Source organism: Bradyrhizobium sp. 160 (assembly GCF_023073735.1).
In the GTDB taxonomy this organism is placed as follows: domain Bacteria; phylum Pseudomonadota; class Alphaproteobacteria; order Rhizobiales; family Xanthobacteraceae; genus Bradyrhizobium.
The window spans coordinates 311,128-327,603 of the sequence record NZ_JADPKD010000067.1; the positions used below are offsets into that span (position 1 = coordinate 311,128).

General features: G+C 64.2%; 19 protein-coding genes and 1 pseudogene. 6 read left to right on the forward strand and 14 right to left on the reverse strand.

Features of this window, described 5'->3' with window-relative positions; all coding sequences use genetic code 11:
• Positions 1 to 42: 42 nt before the first annotated feature.
• From tolB to tolQ, 4 genes are read right to left on the reverse strand one after another with little or no spacing between them, the layout of a single operon-like run.
• On the reverse strand, positions 43 to 1,410 hold the full coding sequence (gene tolB / locus IVA98_RS29000; protein ID WP_247356003.1) for a Tol-Pal system beta propeller repeat protein TolB: 1,368 nt from the start codon (positions 1,408 to 1,410) through the stop codon (positions 43 to 45).
• Positions 1,411 to 1,433: 23 nt separating this feature from the next.
• The gene (tolA, locus tag IVA98_RS29005; RefSeq protein ID WP_247301538.1) at positions 1,434 to 2,393 is read right to left on the reverse strand and encodes a cell envelope integrity protein TolA; all 960 of its coding nucleotides are present in this window, start codon (positions 2,391 to 2,393) and stop codon (positions 1,434 to 1,436) included.
• Between the two features lie 3 nt (positions 2,394 to 2,396).
• Positions 2,397 to 2,846: a protein TolR gene (gene tolR / locus IVA98_RS29010; RefSeq protein WP_028173005.1), complete on the reverse strand. Its 450-nt coding sequence runs from the start codon at positions 2,844 to 2,846 to the stop codon at positions 2,397 to 2,399.
• Between the two features lie 43 nt (positions 2,847 to 2,889).
• On the reverse strand, positions 2,890 to 3,606 hold the full coding sequence (gene tolQ / locus IVA98_RS29015) for a protein TolQ (RefSeq protein ID WP_247356094.1): 717 nt from the start codon (positions 3,604 to 3,606) through the stop codon (positions 2,890 to 2,892).
• Positions 3,607 to 4,064: 458 nt separating this feature from the next.
• On the opposite strand from tolQ, the gene IVA98_RS29020 reads away from it, so the two are divergent.
• A complete protein-coding gene (locus IVA98_RS29020; protein WP_247301537.1) occupies positions 4,065 to 4,583 on the forward strand; it encodes a DUF2231 domain-containing protein in 519 nt (172 codons plus the stop codon).
• Positions 4,584 to 4,928: 345 nt separating this feature from the next.
• On the forward strand, positions 4,929 to 6,092 hold the full coding sequence (locus IVA98_RS29025) for an acyl-CoA desaturase (protein WP_247301536.1): 1,164 nt from the start codon (positions 4,929 to 4,931) through the stop codon (positions 6,090 to 6,092).
• A gap of 119 nt (positions 6,093 to 6,211) precedes the next feature.
• Here the strand turns inward: IVA98_RS29025 and IVA98_RS29030 are convergent, their stop codons facing one another.
• From IVA98_RS29030 to IVA98_RS29050, 5 genes are all read right to left on the reverse strand, one after another.
• Positions 6,212 to 6,703: a DUF2852 domain-containing protein gene (locus IVA98_RS29030; protein WP_247280203.1), complete on the reverse strand. Its 492-nt coding sequence runs from the start codon at positions 6,701 to 6,703 to the stop codon at positions 6,212 to 6,214.
• A 120-nt stretch (positions 6,704 to 6,823) separates the two neighbouring features.
• On the reverse strand, positions 6,824 to 7,561 hold the full coding sequence (locus tag IVA98_RS29035) for a TetR/AcrR family transcriptional regulator (RefSeq protein WP_247301534.1): 738 nt from the start codon (positions 7,559 to 7,561) through the stop codon (positions 6,824 to 6,826).
• Positions 7,562 to 7,686: 125 nt separating this feature from the next.
• Entirely contained in the window at positions 7,687 to 8,052 is a 366-nt protein-coding gene (locus IVA98_RS29040) for a YciI family protein (RefSeq protein WP_247301532.1), read from the reverse strand.
• A gap of 57 nt (positions 8,053 to 8,109) precedes the next feature.
• Positions 8,110 to 8,514 carry a YciI family protein gene (locus IVA98_RS29045; protein WP_247301528.1) on the reverse strand — a complete coding sequence of 135 codons (405 nt, stop codon included), beginning with the start codon at positions 8,512 to 8,514 and terminating at the stop codon, positions 8,110 to 8,112.
• Positions 8,515 to 8,648: 134 nt separating this feature from the next.
• Positions 8,649 to 9,068, reverse strand: coding sequence for a YciI family protein (locus IVA98_RS29050; RefSeq protein WP_247301527.1), 420 nt, complete (start codon positions 9,066 to 9,068; stop codon positions 8,649 to 8,651).
• A 411-nt stretch (positions 9,069 to 9,479) separates the two neighbouring features.
• On the opposite strand from IVA98_RS29050, the gene IVA98_RS29055 reads away from it, so the two are divergent.
• The 3 genes and pseudogenes from IVA98_RS29055 to IVA98_RS37805 form a co-directional block, all read left to right on the forward strand.
• Positions 9,480 to 10,268, forward strand: coding sequence for an SDR family NAD(P)-dependent oxidoreductase (locus tag IVA98_RS29055; RefSeq protein ID WP_247301526.1), 789 nt, complete (start codon positions 9,480 to 9,482; stop codon positions 10,266 to 10,268).
• Between the two features lie 153 nt (positions 10,269 to 10,421).
• Positions 10,422 to 10,856, forward strand: a complete 435-nt coding sequence (locus IVA98_RS29060) for a hypothetical protein (RefSeq protein WP_247301525.1) — start codon at positions 10,422 to 10,424, stop codon at positions 10,854 to 10,856.
• 449 nt (positions 10,857 to 11,305) lie between these two features.
• Positions 11,306 to 11,583: pseudogene (locus tag IVA98_RS37805) on the forward strand (hypothetical protein); the annotation flags it as partial.
• Between the two features lie 177 nt (positions 11,584 to 11,760).
• Here the strand turns inward: IVA98_RS37805 and IVA98_RS29065 are convergent.
• The 4 genes from IVA98_RS29065 to IVA98_RS29080 form a co-directional block, all read right to left on the reverse strand.
• Positions 11,761 to 12,174 (reverse strand): VOC family protein, encoded by a 414-nt coding sequence (locus tag IVA98_RS29065; protein ID WP_247301523.1) that lies wholly within the window; start codon positions 12,172 to 12,174, stop codon positions 11,761 to 11,763.
• Positions 12,175 to 12,204: 30 nt separating this feature from the next.
• Positions 12,205 to 12,744: an SRPBCC family protein gene (locus IVA98_RS29070; protein ID WP_247301521.1), complete on the reverse strand. Its 540-nt coding sequence runs from the start codon at positions 12,742 to 12,744 to the stop codon at positions 12,205 to 12,207.
• Between the two features lie 193 nt (positions 12,745 to 12,937).
• On the reverse strand, positions 12,938 to 14,224 hold the full coding sequence (locus IVA98_RS29075) for an RNA polymerase sigma factor (protein ID WP_247301520.1): 1,287 nt from the start codon (positions 14,222 to 14,224) through the stop codon (positions 12,938 to 12,940).
• The gene (locus IVA98_RS29080) at positions 14,221 to 14,589 is read right to left on the reverse strand and encodes a YciI family protein (protein WP_247301518.1); all 369 of its coding nucleotides are present in this window, start codon (positions 14,587 to 14,589) and stop codon (positions 14,221 to 14,223) included. Before IVA98_RS29080 ends, IVA98_RS29075 begins: the two co-directional genes overlap by 4 nt.
• A 140-nt stretch (positions 14,590 to 14,729) precedes the next feature.
• Here IVA98_RS29080 and IVA98_RS29085 point away from each other — a divergent pair, with 140 nt between their 5' ends.
• Positions 14,730 to 15,695, forward strand: a complete 966-nt coding sequence (locus IVA98_RS29085) for a 2-hydroxyacid dehydrogenase (protein WP_247356005.1) — start codon at positions 14,730 to 14,732, stop codon at positions 15,693 to 15,695.
• A gap of 72 nt (positions 15,696 to 15,767) precedes the next feature.
• Here the strand turns inward: IVA98_RS29085 and IVA98_RS29090 are convergent, their stop codons facing one another.
• On the reverse strand, positions 15,768 to 16,418 hold the full coding sequence (locus IVA98_RS29090) for a TetR/AcrR family transcriptional regulator (protein WP_247301515.1): 651 nt from the start codon (positions 16,416 to 16,418) through the stop codon (positions 15,768 to 15,770).
• Positions 16,419 to 16,476 lie beyond the last annotated feature (58 nt).

The following is a 16,476-nucleotide window of genomic DNA, read 5'->3' on the forward strand; positions in this document are numbered from 1 at the left end:
CGCGCCTTTTCGACAACGTTGCGCGTCTAACCGCGTAATTCTTTATTGGCCCGCCGTCGAAGACAATAGCGGCGACCACGCCGGGTCTGAGGCGAAGCCTGGCGTCGGCACCTTCAGCTCGTTGCGCCCCGAAATGTCGACGCTGTACAGCGACGGTCCGCTGTTGCCGCCCGGGTCGCGAAAGAACATCAGCACGCGGCCGTTCGGCGAGAAGGTCGGGCCTTCGTTGTGGAAGCCGGAGGTGAGCAGCCGCTCGCCGGAGCCGTCCGGCTTCATGACGCCAATCGCGAACTGCCCGCCGCCTTGCCTCGTGAAGGCGATGTAATCGCCCTTCGGCGACCACACGGGTGTCGAATAGCTGGCGTTGGTGTCGTCCTTGGAGAAGGAGATACGCTGCGCCTGCCCCCCGCCCGCCGCCATCACATAGATCTGCGACCTGCCGCCGCGATCGGACTCGAAGCAGATGCGGGTGCCATCTGGAGAATAAGAAGGAGAAGTGTCGATCGCCGGCGTGTCGGTGAGGCGCGTGGTCGAGCGCGAGCGCAGATCCATCACGAACAGGTTGGAATTGCCGCCCTGCTGCAGGCTCATGATGACGCGCTGGCCGTCTGGCGAGAAGCGCGGCGCAAAGGTCATGCCGGGGAAATTGCCGACGATCTCGCGCTGGCCGGTCTCGATGTTGAAGAGATACACCTTCGGATCGCCCTGGCCGAACTCCATATAGGTGATCTCTTGCGAGTTGGGCGAGAAGCGCGGCGTCAGCACGAGGTCGGAGCCGCGCGTCAGGTAGCGAACATTGGCGCCGTCCTGATCCATCATCGCAAGTCGCTTGACGCGGCGCTCCTTCGGCCCGGTTTCGTCCACGAACACCACGCGGCTGTCGAAATAGCCCTTCTCGCCGGTCATCCGCTCGTAGATCTGATCGGAGATGATGTGGGCGATGCGGCGCCAATACTCCGGCGAGGTGAAATATTGCTGGCCGGCGAGCTGCTGGCCGGAGATCACGTCCCACAGGCGGAATTCGGCCTTGAGGCGGCCGTCCGGCTGCCGCGTCATGCGGCCGGTGACGAGGGCCTGCGCGTTGATGGTTTTCCAGTTCTGGAATTGCGGCGCGACGTCGATGTTGCTGATGCGCTCGATGAAGGCGGCCTGATCGATCGGCGCGAACAGGCCCGAGCGCTTCAAATTGTTGGTGATCACCTGCGTGACGCCGTTGCCGACGTCGCCGTCGGCGGGCGAGCCCGGCACGAAGTTGGTGATCGCGATCGGGATCGGCTGGAATGCCGTGGGATCGATGCGAAGGCGGGGCTCCTGGCCCTGCGCGAAGGCCGGGCCGCCCCCGAGCATCGCGAGCGTCGATCCCGTCAGGGTCATGAAGCGGCGGCGGTTGATCGATCGGACGTCATTCATTGCAAAAATCTTTTGTTTGGATGTCACAACATATCTTTCAGGCCGAAAGTCATGGGAATGAGCTTCCAGCTCTCGTACTGCTGCTTCGGCATGAAGGAGTAGACCTGACACTGCACGATGGCGCGCTTGGCGCTCTCCGCCACCGCCTGGGCGATCGACCGCGACGGTCCCCTCACCGCGACGACGATGGGCTCTGATGCCAGCGATCCGTCGATCTTCATGGGAATGTCGATGTCGGCTTCATACTGATCGGCGTCCTGCCCGTTATAGGTGGGCGTGAAGCAGCGCTTGACCGCGCCCTGGAATGCACCACGCCAGGTCGCGACGTTGTTGGCGGCGGTCCCGGTCGCCGATCCCAGCGAGGCCGATGCGTTCAGCGCCGCGCCGGCGAGTTCGTGCCGGGTCGCCGCGCGCTTGTCGAGGTCGCGCTGGATCTGCGCGGGATCGAAGGTGCGCTCCTTGGGCTTGGGCTGCTGCTGCGGCTGCACCGCCGCGACCTTTTGCTCAACCGGCTTTGGCGGCGGCTTCTTGGTCTCCAACTTCTTCTGGAGCTCGGCGATCGGATCTTCCTTGGCCGGATCAGGCTTCTTTTCCTGCGGCTTCGGCTCTTCCTTCGGCTTCGCCTCGGCGACCGGCTTCGGCGGCTCGGGCTTCTTTTCGACCGGCTTCTCGACGGGTTTTGGCGGCGGCTCGGGCGTCGAGTTGGTCTTGATCAGCTCTTTCTTCTCGGTGATCTTGCCGACAGCGTCTTCCTCGGGCTTGGGCTCTGCGATCTTCTCCACCTTCGGCTTCGGCTTGTCCTTGTCGCCGGTCTTCTGCCCCGCCATCATCTTCGCGAGCTGATCCGAGGAGATGATGTCGATCGGAAGCGACTCTTCCGGCGCCACATAGGCCTTGCTGCTAAAGGTGACGAGCCCCCATCCCAGCACGAGGACGTGGAGAGCAATCGACGCAACGAGTGTCTTGTCGACCTTCACCTTCACGGCCTACCCCTGATCCGCTTCCGTGACGAGCGCCAGCTTCTTGAAGCCCGCGCCGGACAACAGGCCCATCACCCTGGCAACCGTTCCGTAATCGGCCTTCTTGTCGGCGCGCAGATAGATGCGTTCCTCGAGCCCGCCGCGGGCGTCCGTGATCGCCTTGAGCTTCGGCACCAGCTCGTTGATCGCGATCTCCGCGTCGTTGATGAACACCTTGCCCTTGATGTCGACCGACATCTGGATCGGCTTCTGGTCGTTCTGCTCGAGGCTTTTCGCCTGGGTCTGCGGCAGATCGAGCGGCACGCCGACGGTGAGCAGTGGTGCCGACACCATGAAGATGATGAGCAGCACCAGCATGACGTCGACCATGGGAGTGACGTTGATCTCGGCCATGACCGGCTTGCGCCGGCTGCGGCGCCCGCCGCCTCCGGACGAACTCGCGACGTTCATGCCCATGATCTGGTGCCCAATTTGCCCTTCACACTATACATGCCGTCGGTCAGCCCCGCTCGTCGATCTGACGCGACAGGATGGCGGAAAATTCATCCGCGAAGCCCTCGAGCCGCTGGGCCTGCCGGTTCACCTCGGAGGTGAACTTATTGTAGAAAATAGTGGCAGGAATGGCGGCGATAAGGCCGACGGCGGTCGCAAACAGCGCCTCCGCGATACCGGGGGCCACCACCGCCAGAGAGGTATTTTTCGACGCCGCGATCGACTGGAAGCTCGACATGATGCCCCAGACGGTGCCGAACAGGCCGACGAAGGGGCCGGCGGAGCCGACGGTCGCGAGCACCAGGAGTCGGCGTTCCAGCCGCTCCACCTCGCGCGCGATCGACACGTTCATCACCTTGTCGATGCGCATCTGGAGGCCCGCGACCGAGCGGGCAGGGCTCTCGAAGGAACGCTTCCATTCGCGCATCGCCGCGACGAAACAGGCCGCCATGGAATGGGTCGGCTTGGCCGAGAGCGTGCGATAGAGTTCCTCGATCGATTCGCCGGACCAGAAGGCCTGCTCAAATCGGTCCATCGAGCGCCGCGTGCGCGCGTAAAGAAAGATCTTGTCGATGGCGATTGCCCAGACCCAGACCGAACAGGACAGAAGTCCCAGCATCACCGCTTTCACGATCCAGTGAGCCTGCCAGAACAGCGCAATCAGCGACACGTCGGCGGAGGCAGCAACCGGAAGGGCTGACTGAGCCACGTCGGCCGGATTCATAAGCAGTATCCTCTCAAGGCGGTCGTTACCCAACATCCTTCGGCCAGCAAATGGCTGCCGGTGTTCCCCAACAGCCGCGCTAGAACCGGCGCGGCTGGCAAGCCCGCTCAAAAGCCTTGTCTTTTTGGGGTGCAGGGCTCGTCCAAAGGCTCATCCAAAGCCGGTCGCCTGCATTCCCCGCCAAGATGTCAAAACTATGGGCCTCGACACGGCTTCGGGCGCGACTGTCCGCAATTACCAGAGCCCGGCGTTGGTTAATGGCGGGTTACCGGCAGCGAATTTGGCTCCGGGAAAGGCAGGCAGCGCAGGGGGATGGGAGGCAGGCGGGTCCGCTGCGTCGGGCACGGGAGTTCCGCTTCATACCTGCAGACAGCATGCAGAGCGCCGTCCAGCGCCTGCAGGAACCAGCCCTCGCCCGGAAAAGTTGTCCTGGAAATTCATTTTTGGCGAGGTATTCCATGAGCATCAACCCCAAAACGACCGCCGCGGTCGGCGACCACCCTCTGCACCCGATGCTGATTCCATTCCCCGTCGCGTTCCTGGTCGGCGCGCCCGTCGCCGATCTGGCGTTCATCGGAACCGGCGATGCTTTCTGGGCGCGCGCCGCGATCTGGCTGATCGGCGCCGGCATTGTCATGGCGCTCGTTGCTGCTGCGGCCGGCTTTACGGACTTCTTCAGCGAGCCCCGGATCCGCCGCCTGAATGATGCCTGGTACCATATGGTCGGCAATCTCGCAGCGGTCGTGCTGGCGCTGGTGAACTTCTATCTCCGCTACGCGCAAGGCACTGAAGCTGCGGTCAAGCCGTGGGGCGTGGTGCTGTCGCTCATCGTCGTCGGCATCCTCCTGTTCACGGGATGGAAGGGCTGGGAGATGGTGTATCGGCATCACGTCGCGGTGCTGGACGCGCCAGGCCAGACCAGTTCGGAGCCGGTCACGCCGGATCGTGGCGGCGAGAACCACCGGCGGGCCGCCTGACGCGGTGCCGATGCTGATGTTCTGAAAGGCTTGTGACCTCCGCCGATCACCACCTCGGCGCCGATCATCATGCCGGTGGCATGGTCGAAATCCTCGGTGATCGGCCGCTGCGCTCGACCTGGCGTGCGCTCGGTGCCGTTTCCGTGAGACTACGTGCTTGCATAGCAGGCATTCAGGACCATATGTTCGTCGAGCTTCGGCCGACCGGTTTGGCCGAATGTACCGGCAAAGCATCTCGTTCGCGACCCCGCGGTGGCACGCCATCAGCGGGGTTTTTCACGGGCGGCCGACTTTGGCCGCGCCGGAGCGAAACGCATCCTCTTCGTTCAAGGTCACTCTGAAAACATGTCGCCCAACACCGCCGCCGACGACCAGCATGACGACATCATGTATCCCTCCGCCCTGCCGTTTCTGCTGGTCCATCTCGGCTGCGTTGCAGCGATCTGGTCAGGCATCGATTGGCAGGCCGTCGTGATCTGCGTCTCACTCTATTGCGTGCGGATGTTTGCGATCGGAGCCGGCTACCACCGCTACTTCTCACATCGGGCATTTGCGACCGGCCGAGTGTTTCAGTTCATCCTGGCCTGCCTCGCGCAGAGCAGCGCGCAGAAGAGCGTGTTGTGGTGGGCGGCCAAGCATCGGCACCATCACCTGCATTCCGATACCGAAACCGACGTGCATTCGCCGCGTCACCGCGGCTTCCTCTACAGCCATCTCGGCTGGATTTTTTCGCGGCAGCACGACTCGACCGACCTCGTGAAGATCGCCGATTTCGCCGCTTATCCGGAGCTGATGTGGCTGCATCGGCTCGAGCTGTTGCCGGCCTTTGTGCTTGCAGCGCTCTGCTTCCTGGTGGCGGGCTGGTCAGGTCTGGTCGTCGGCTTCCTCTGGAGCACGGTGCTGGTCTATCACGCGACCTTCTGCATCAATTCCCTCGCCCATGTGCATGGACGCAAGCGGTACGTGACGGGTGATGATTCCCGCAACAACTGGCTGCTGGCGTTGTTCACCCTGGGTGAGGGCTGGCACAACAATCACCACGCCTACCAGAGCAGCGTGCGACAGGGCTTTCGCTGGTGGGAGATCGACGTGACCTATTACATCCTGAAGGTCTTGTCGTGGATCGGCGTCGTCTGGAACATGAAGGCGCCGCCCGAACAGGTGCTGCGCAACGAGCAGCCGCTCGGCGCGCGGGTCATCAATCGGGCGGCCCGCGAACTTGCCGGACGGTTCGATGCGCAGACCTTGGCCCATGCGATTTCGTCGGCGCGGCGCCGGGCAGACCTCGCCCAGCTGCAACTGCCGACGCTGCACGACATCCTCAACCGCGCGCACGAAGGCGTCGATGCGCTGACGCATCTGCATCTGCCGAAGATCCCGAGCCGGGACGAGTTTCTCGCCGAGGCCAAGGCGATGTTCGCGCGAACACGATCGCTCAACGAAATCGTGGACCACGCCTACGAACACTTCCTGGCGTCGGTCCGCGCGCAGCTCGCGATCACGACCTGAACGTCGCGGCTGACCGCCGCCTTCCCCGAAAACCAAACCGCCCGCCTGCGGGTTGCGCAGGCGGGCGGCTCGGGGCCATCAGGACTTTGGGGGCATGCGCCTGAAGGCTTTGAGAGGTGTCAACCCTGCTGCTGGTCGGTCGGCGGCGGGGTCGGACGGGTCTTGTGCTGCGCCATGAACTGGTCGAACTCCTCCTTGTCCTTGGCGTGACGCAGCCGGGTCAGGAAATCCTTGAACTCGCGCTGCTCTTCCTCGAGCCGCTGCAGCGTCTCGGCGCGATATTCATCGAAGGCGCGGTTGCCGGATGACGGCGGGCCGAAGCCAAAGCCGAAGCCACGGCGCTCCATGCGATCGCGCATGCGGTCCATCCTGTACTGCATCTTCTCCATCTTGTTCTGCCAGCGATCCTGGTGGCTCCAGCACGACATTCTTCTGCTCCCGAGTGTGAAAAAGAGAAGGGCAAGTCCGATCGGCCACCAGATGATGAAGCCGAGAATGGTCACGGCGATCCAGCCGGGATGCCAGGGCGTCTCCAGCATGTGAGGACGCTGGTACTGTTGGTATTGGTCCGAGGGGCCGCGCCATCGATTGACATCAGCGGTGTAGGCCATTTCCATCTCCATGACGGCATCAGCGCCGTTGTGAATGTAAATAACATTTACATAGCTAGACCATCCCGCGATTTTGTCAAGCCAGCCGCCAGACAGGGTCGCCGAATTATTTGCGCAATTTTATTTCGGCTTGCCCCAGGGGCCGCCGGGCGGCACGCCTGAACCGGAGGACGCCTCCGGTGGCACTGGCGGCGGCTCGGCGCTCTTCTGCGGGCGGCGATCCGTCGGGAAGCCGAGACCACGCAAATAGATCAGCACCTCGGCTTCGAGCAGTTCATCCGGCGACATCGGCAGTTTTCGTCGCGCGGCATCGCCGCGGGAAAACAAGGAGGCCACGCCATGCGCCATGGACCAGATGTGCAGCGCCATCATCATCGCCGGCGGCCGCGGCGTGCCGGGAGGCGCCAATGCGGCGAGCCGCTCCGCGGCGGCGCGAATGATGTTGAAGGCGCGCTCGCTGGCGGCCTGAAGCGCCGGATTGGCATCGACCGGCAGGCCGGATTCGAACATCGCGTTATAGAAAGCGGGCTCCTCGCGGGCGAAGGCGAGATAGGCCTTGCCGACGCGCTCGAACGCGGTGACCGTGTCGGGACGCCCATCGTCCCAGGCCGAAGTCAGGCGCGCCTCGAACTGCTCGAAGCCGCGCTGGGCAATCGAGGACAACAGCTCGTCGCGGTCACGAAAATGCCGATAGGGCGCCGCCGCGCTGACCCCGGCCATGCGCGCAGCATCGGCAAAGGTGAAGCCGGCCGCGCCCTTCTCGGCAATCAGCCCGAGAGCGGCCTGCAACAGGGCCTCCTTCAGATTGCCGTGGTGATAGCCGCGCTCGGCGCGGCGTTGCTCCTTGCGCCAGCTCATGTGAACGACTTTTACATGAGGCGGACGTGAAGGTCACTAGCGGCGATGAGGCGTCATTAACCCGTATTTTCACGTCAGGCCGGGCCGATGCGTCAGTATCGGCCCGGAAAGGAGTTCGACCGAAGCTACATCTGCGGAATGGGCAGCACGGGCATGACTTCGATCGCCTCGCCCGGGAAGATCGCAAAATGCGGATGGTTCTCGAACAGCCTGGCTGCTTCCTCTTGCGAGGCAGCCCGCACGACCGTGAAGCCGGTCAGGGCATTGCTGACCTCGGTGATGCCGCTTGCGTCGATCCTGCGGGTCTTCCCGAGCGGGCCGCCCATCTCGACGATGACGGCTTGGTGCTTCTCGACCCAGCCGTGCCAGGCGGCCATGCCCTCCTGCTCCCTTGCTTTCCGTTCGGCCTCGGGCAGCGCGCGCCAGGCCGCCATTTTCGCACCCGTCATGCTGCCGAGATAGACGGCGAGAAATTTCTGTTCGGTGCTCATCGGTTCTCTCCTTGTTGATCGATTGACGCTAGCCGCGATTCATCGCGACCGCTGTGGCTACTTCTTCAGCTCGTCGAATCCGGCGGCGGCGTGCTGCACGTCGGGCGGAAAGTCGCTCATCTCCTGCACCTGCCGGATCTCAATGATTTCGTTCGGCGAGGCCGGACACTTCTTGGCCCATGCGATCGCGTCCTCGCGCGAGGCGACCTCGATCATCCAGTAACCACCCAGGACCTCCTTGGCCTCAGTGAAAGGCCCGTCGGTCACGACAGGCACGCCGGTCGCAAACGAGACCCGTGCGCCCATCGAGGGCGGATGCAGGCCGTCGAGCGTGATCAGCACGCCGGCATCCTTCAGCGCCTCGTTGTAGCGCATCATCGCGGCAACGCGTTCTGGATCGAGCTGCACGTCCGGCGGTGCGCTCTCGTAACCGAGTGGGATCATGAGCATCATAAATCGCATGGGAGTTCCTCGTTATTCGCTGTCACTTCCGGGGCGCGACGAAGTCACGAGCCCCGGAGTCCATTCATCGCTATTGCTGCCGCCGATGGATCCGGCTGGCGCTATCCGCGCCCCGGAATGACGGCGGCGGAGAGCTATTTCTTCGCCGCATGGGCGCGCGTGCGCTCTTCCTGCTCGCGCAGTTCGGGGGTGAAGGCTTCGCCAAAGTCGTCGGCCGAAAACACTTGGCGGATCTCGATCTCGGAGCCGGAGTCGAACGGCGCACGCTTCATCCAGGCGATGGCCTCGTCGAGCGATGCAGTCTTGATCAGCCAGAAGCCGGCGATCAGATCGGGGGAGAGATCGAACGGACCGCGGGTGACGCTTGCCTCCGACCGCGCTGAATATCTGAGCCGGGCGCCCTTCACCGTCGGATGCAGGCCCTCGCCGGCCTCGATCACGCCGGCCTTGGCCATTTCCTCGTTGAACCTGCCCATGGCCGCCAGCATCTCCGTGCTCGGCATCTTGCCGGCCTCGGTATCCTGGTTTGCCTTGACGATCACCATGAAACGCATGGACGTGCTCCGTGATATGCATGGAAGGGGGCCGGTCCGGCCCCTGCTCCCAAGTAAGACGAATGCAATCTCCTCGAGCCGACACCGACCTGGAGATAATTTGGTCGATCTGGAAGCCAGTCGCCGCGGCTTCGGCGAAAACGGCTGTCGATGCGGCCGAGCCCCCGTTTCCGACGTGATGAACTCGACCTTGCGAAGCCTCGATCCGCCACGCGGGGAAACTTGACGAGACCTGATGCCGGCGAACCCGAGGCCAGGCGCGGCATCAGCGGCACCTAGCGATCCCCCCTCCCCCCGGCAACCGCGATGTGACGGGGATTGACTTTCGGTTGCCCTTCTTGTCGGAACGAAAGCAAAGTAAAATGCGTTGGCCGCCGCGCGGCTTACGTTTCCGACAGGGACAGATCACCAATGCCGCAAGCCCCACAAAAAGTCGCCCTCGTCACCGGAGCTGCGCGCGGCATCGGGCTTGCGACCGCGAAGAAGTTCCTCGCCGAGGGCTGGCGCGTGGCGTTGCTCGACGTCGAGAGCGAACTGCTCGGCCGCGCGGTCGCCGAGATCGGCCAGAGCGAGGCGACGCTGGCGCTCACCTGCGATGTCTCAGACAAGGCTGCGGTTGCCACTGCAATGACCGCGCTCGAACGGCAATTCGGCCGGCTGGATGCGCTCGTCAACAATGCCGGCATCGCGGTGTTCGCGCCGCTGATGGAGACGTCGGAGGCTGACTGGCGCCGCGTGCTCGAAGTCAACCTCACCGGCCCGTTCCTCTGCACCAAGGCAGCGGTGCCCTTGATGCGCGACGGCATTGGCGGCGCCATCGTCAACATCACCTCGATCTCGGCGGTGCGCGCCTCGACGCTGCGCTCGGCCTACGGCACCAGCAAGGCGGGGCTGGCGCACCTCACCAAGCAGCTCGCGGTCGAGCTCGCCTCCCTCAATATCCGCGTCAACGCGGTCGCTCCGGGGCCTGTCGACACCGCGATGGCGAAGCAGGTGCACACCAAGGAGATCCGCGCCGACTATCACGACGCCATTCCGCTCAACCGTTACGGCCTGGAACAGGAGCTCGCGGACGCGATCTACTTCCTGTGCTCGGCAAATGCGAGCTACATCACTGGCCAAATTTTAGCCGTTGATGGCGGCTTCGATGCGGCGGGTATCGGCCTGCCGACACTGCGCGGCCAGCGGCGCAACGGGTAGGCACGGGTAAGGTGGGCAAAGGCGCACACGCGCCGTGCCCACCCTCGTTCCGGACCAGCGGTGCCAATGCTGGCACGCGGAGCCTGTCATCGGGCGCGCATTCGCGCGACCGGTGGCTTTGCCCACCTTGATGTCGAGAGTTCGGAGAGTGCCATGCGACGCGTCACCTTCAAAACCTGGCTGCTCGCGACAGCTCTGCTCGCCTCTGCGCCCGCGGCCGCGGAGATCCGCATCATCCAATCGCCGGGCGGACAGGTCGGGCCGTTCCTCGACCTGTTCGAGCAGGTGCGCGAGAGCGGCGAGCGCGTGGTGATCGATGGTCCTTGCCTGTCCGCCTGCACCCTGGTGCTGAGCATCGTGCCAGGCGAGCGCATCTGTGTCACCAAGCGGGCGGTGCTCGGCTTCCATGCCGCACGTTCGATCGACCGGCGCGGGCACATCTATGCCGAGCCGGAGGCATCGGTCGCGGTGCTTGCGGCCTATCCCGGCCCGGTGCGCGACTGGATCAGCCGCCGTGGCGGCCTCACTTCGCGGCTGCTCTTGCTCAAGGGGCGTGATCTCGCCGCGATCTACCCGCGCTGCCGCTGACCAATTTGCCAGCCGCCGCTCCAATGGCCCTTGGCTTGGCTGGTCCGAGGCCATAGGGCGGGTTCCCTGTGCTCGCACGTTATGTGCGCACCGGGGTTGTTCGCCATCACGCGCTGGCTAGCTTCAAAAGAGAGTCTGAATCACCGGCACCAGCTTCATGCTGACGCAGATGAGCATCCCCCAAAGAGCAAAATTGATCTGTAGCGCCGCCGCCATCGGTCGCTCCCCTTCCAAGTGACGTCCATCCCAGTTTGTAGATTTTATGACTCACAAATAACGATTCTGACGTGCAGAGCACAGCCCAATATTGCGTCAATTGTTGTGCGATGCAGTCCGCATCGTTTCACGAAGCGGCCGCACTGCTCGCGCAAAGTGATGCGAATCGCCAATTCATTCCTCGGCCATGCCGGCCCACTGGTTTGCCTTAAGTTCCATTTGACCGACGCGATGCAAGTTTTCCCGGATGCGCAGTCGCACCGGCGCAGGAGCGTCGCCCGATCGCGTGGGATAGCCTCGGCCAAGACCCCAACAACGCCCGAACCGCCCTCAAATCGCGAAACGGCACGCAACGAATCCCGTCCCCGCGGCAAATGATCCCAATCGGGAGCGGGAACGCGTGCTCGGCACCCTGCGGCCATACTCCGAGGCGTGGTGGGCGGTCCATGACGAGATCGAAGCGGACAATAACAGGCAGCTCGGCACGAAGCTCGTGATTTGCCCTCGCTGAGTGCAAGCGTCGCCGCCGGGCGCGGACGTGACCGGATCAATCCGATGAGAGGATGAACGGCCGATCCGCGCCTGACGGAGCGGCTCCACGCTCCGTACGATCCATTATGTGTCCCCTCTCCCGCGGCTTTGGAGAGAGGGGATCACATTCAATCGACCATGTGGGCGATCGCGCCCGTCACATTCCTTCCGCCGGGCAGTTCACCATCCAGGGAATGCCGAACTTATCGACGCACATGCCAAAACCCTTGGCCCAGAACGTCTTGCTGTAGGGCATGGTGACGCTGCCGCCGTCGGCGAGCGCGTTGAACTTGCGCTCGCCGTCCGCGGGGTCCTTGACCGTGAGCGAGATCGAAAAGCCCTGTGGCTTTTGAAAATGCTCGGGCGGCGCGTCGGAGGCCATCAATACGCTGCCGTCGGGCAGCGACATTCGCGCATGCATGATCATCTTCTCGCGCCCGGGCGAGGCGGGCACCTCCGGCGGCGCGTCCGAGGCGCGCATCATGGCATCGATCTTGCCGCCGAGAACCTTGACGTAATAGTTGAACGCAGCTTCGCAGGTGTCCTGATAGAACAGATAGGGATTGAGCATCGTTTCTCTCCTCTTCGCTTCCTGTGAGACTTATTGCTTCTCAGTGAGCTTCTTCAGGCTGGCGAGGCCGGCCTCAAAATCCTTGCCGATCATGCTGTCCATGTTGATGAACACCTGCATCAGCTTGGACAGGAACGGGGCCGGACCATACATCGCCCACGTGATCAGTGTGGCATCACCTTGCGGCACAAAGGTGAACTCGGCGCTGTTATGGCCTTCGAGCGGGCGCTCGAAATCAAGCTTGATGCGGAGCCTCAAAGGCGCGTTCGCCTCGAGGATCTCCATGTGGCCGGCGCCGACATTGTTGTTCCCGTCCCAGGCATAGCTCGCGCCCTTACCTTCCGCGGCTCCGCCGAAGGTCCGCCTCATGGCGGGATCGCGGCTCTCGTAGGGCGACCAGGCGGTCCAGCGGTGGAAATCGGCCACCTGCGGATAGATCGCGTCGGCCGGCGCTTTCACGGCGAGAGTGCGCTCGACACGGAATGTGTCGGGTTTCGTCACGGCAAAGACCAGCACGGCCGCAATTCCGGCCGCGAGGACGATTGCGATGACGGCAATGGCTTTCAGCATGGATGGGCTCCCGGGACACACGCATAGGACGAACGAGCGAGGCCCCGGCCGACAAGATTGAAACGAAATTTTTGGCACGCTGCCCACCCCACGTCGTGGCCGGGCGTTGCCCCGGCCATCGACGTTCTTCGCCGATGGCAAGACTGGGCTGCCCGGGACAAGCCGGGACATGACGACCGCGACGGTTTGCGCCCTATTTCGCCTTGGCGCTTTCCTTCGGCTTCGGCTGGCTGTCCCGGATCAGGCGATCCAGATGCATGCGGATGTGGGCGGCTTCCGCTGAGGTGTTGGCGAGCGCGATGGCGCGGTCGAAGGCGATGCGGGCCTCGTCGTTGCGGCCGAGCTGCATCAGGAAGGCACCGCGCACGCCGTAGAAATGGAAGTAGTTGGCAAGCTTCGGCGCCAGCGGCTCGATCAGGTCCAGCGCGGCCTGAGGTCCGCGCACCTTGGAGACCGCGACGGCGCGGTTGAGCGTCACCACCGGCGAGGGCTGCAGCACTTCGAGCGCGCCGTAGAGCAGGTCGATCTGCGCCCAGTCGGTCTCCTCTGGCGTCGATGCCCGCGCATGCAGCGCGGCGATCGCGGCCTGGATCTGGTAGGGCCCGCTGTGGCGGTGACGCATCGCCTTGTCAATCAGGGCAAGGCCCTCCGCGATCATGGTGCCGTTCCAGAGCGAACGGTCCTGGTCCTCCAGCAGGATCAGCGACCCATCCGCGGCAAAGCGGGCGGCGCTGCGCGCGTGCTGCAACAGGATCAGCGCCGTCAGGCCCATGATCTCCGGCTCGCTCTGAAACAGCCGCAGCAGCAGCCGCGCCAGCCGGATCGCCTCTTCGCACAGCGGCTTGCGGAGCTCCGCGGTATCGCCGCTCGCCGAATAGCCCTCGTTGAAGATCAGGTAGATCATCGCCGCGACGCTGGCGAGCCGCTCGGAACGCTCGACCGCGCCGGGCGCTTCGAAGGGTACGCCGGCGTCGGCGACCTTTGCCTTGGCGCGGGTGATGCGCTGCTCCATCGCGGCCTCCGAAACCAGAAAGGCGCGCGCGATCTGCTTCACGGTGAGGCCGCAGACGATGCGCAGCGCCAGCGCGATCTGCTGCGTCGCCGGCAGTTGCGGATGGCAGCAGATGAACATCAGCCGCAAAATATCGTCGCGGTAGTGCGAGCCGTCGAGCCGCTCCGCGAGCGCGCCCTCGGCGTCGTCGAGATCGGAGATCGCTTGGTCGTCGTCCGGCAGCGGTTGCTGCTTGCGGGCGCGGCGGACCTCGTCGATCGCGACGTTGCGGCCGACCATGATCAGCCAGGCCGCGGGATCGCGCGGCGGGCCATTCTGCGGCCAAGTTTTCAGCGCGCGCAAGCAGGCGTTCTGAAAGGCCTCTTCGGCGGTGTCGAGATCGCGGAAATAGCGCAGCAGCGCCCCGACCGCCTGAGGGCGCGCCGAGGTCAGCGCAGTCTCGATCCAGGCGGTGTCGGCCTCGCTCACGTCAGATTCCCTCCGGGCCTGAACACGCCGACGGGACGCACCTCATAGGCGCCGCCGGGATTGGCAGCGCCGAGATCGCGGGCGACGTCGAGCGCGTCGTCGAGGTTCTTGCAGTCGACGATGTAGAAGCCGAGGAGTTGCTCCTTGGTCTCCGCATAGGGGCCGTCGAGCACCAGCGGCGGGTCTTCCTTGCGCAGCGTCGCCGCCGCGGTGGTCGGCAACAGCCGCGCCACCGGCCCGAGCCGGCCCTGTTTGGTGAGCTTCTCCTGCACCACGGCGAGCTTCTTCATCACGGCCTCGTCCTGGTCCTTGCTCCAGGAGCCGACGAAGTCCTCATCGTGGTAGCAAAGAATGGCATAAAGCATAGGCGACACTTCCCTCGTCTGTTCTAAAGACGCGCCAATATGCCTCGCCCCGACAGGGCTGCGGAAAAAATTTGCAAGAAAAATCCGGTAGATCGTGCCAAGGAGGGCCTTCTCAAGCGGAACTCGACGAGGCACTTCGAATGACCCTGGGCACACTGGCCGTCCTGGTCAACAGCACGCAGCAGAACTGGCTGCCGGAGCGCTGGAAGGCCCGGTTCGAGACGGTCTGCGGCGGCCGTCGCGTGGTGCTGCTGCCTGATGCGGGGCTCGATCCGGCCGAGGTGCACTATGCCGCCGTGTGGAAACCGGTGCCGGGCGATCTCGGTGCCTTCCCCAATCTGCGTGCGATCTTCAATCTGGGCGCCGGCGTGGACGCGCTGATGGCCGACAGGAGCCTGCCCGATGTGCCGCTGGTGCGCGTCGCAGTGCCCGACCTGACCAACCGCATGACTGAATATGTCGTGCTACATGTGCTGATGCACCATCGCCAGGAGCTCTATTTGCGCCAGTGCCAGCGCGAGAAGCGCTGGGAGCCGACTTATCAATGGCCTGCAAGCGCGGTCACAGTGAGCATCATGGGGCTCGGCACGCTGGGCAGTGATGCGGCCGCCGTGCTGCGCCGGCTCGGCTTCCGCGTCACCGGCTGGAGCCGCAGCCCGCGCGCGATCGAGGGCGTGGAATGCTTCCACGGCGCAGCCGGAATGGACGCGTTCCTGCGCACGACCGACATCCTGGTCTGCCTGCTGCCGCTGACGCCTGACACGCACGGCATCCTCAACCGCGACGTCTTCACAAAGCTCAACCGTAAGAGCCCGCTCGGCGCGCCGGTGCTGATCAACGCCGGCCGCGGCGGCTTGCAGAACGAAGCCGACATCCTGGCCTGCCTCGATGACGGCACGCTGGGCGCCGCCTCGCTCGACGTTTTCGTCCAGGAGCCGCAGCCAGCGGATAGCCGGTTCTGGGCCCACCCCAAGGTGCTGCTGACGCCGCACAATGCGGCCGACACTGACGCGGATGCGATCTCGGCCTACGTCGCCGAGCAGATTGCGCGGTTCGAAGCGGGCGGCGTGCTGGAGAACGTGGTGAATCGGGCGAGAGGGTATTAGCGCTCCGTCCGGTTTGGCAAGACGCACGACCGCGCCTCACCCTCGATGTCGTCCCGGCCTGCACCGGACGGCTCAGTTTTTGACCCCGATCCCCACCATCAGGTCGATCGCGCCGCTGACGATCGCCTCCAGCTCCTTGCGCGGAACGTGGGCGCGGGAGCGGATGGCGATCGTGTGCACGGTCGCGGATGCGACCTGCGCCAGCACCGCCGGCTCGGCGCTATCAGGCAGTTCGCCCTTCTCCTTGGCGCGGCGGAAGCAACTGGCAAAGGCCTTGTCGAGCTCGGTGAGACCGTCGAGCACCATGGCGCGGATCTCGGGATCACTCACTGCCTCGGATGCCGCAGTCACCACCGTGAAGCAGCCTCGCGGACCAGTGTCGCCCGAAAGATAAATGTTTAGCGCGGACGCGAAGATGTGCTCCAGGCGCTGGCGCACCGGCATCTCCTGGCGAAAGATCTCCGCCATCGACGCGCGCGCTTCCTCCCGGTAGCGCTGGTAGCTCTTGATGTAGAGCTCGCGCTTGTCGCCGAACGCCCCATAGAGGCTCGGCCGGTTCATGCCGGTGGCTTCGCTGAGATCGTCCAGCGAGGTCGCGGCAAAGCCCTGCTTGCGGAACAGGTCGAGCGCCCTGCCAAGCGCGACGCCGGGCTCATAGGCACGCGGCCGGCCGCGGCGCTTGGGTCCGCTGGCAGCAACCGGCGGCTTCGATTTTTGTACCATTTCGCAAGATAATCCTTGACCGGTCTTATATTATGCAAGACAGTATAAAAATCAATCT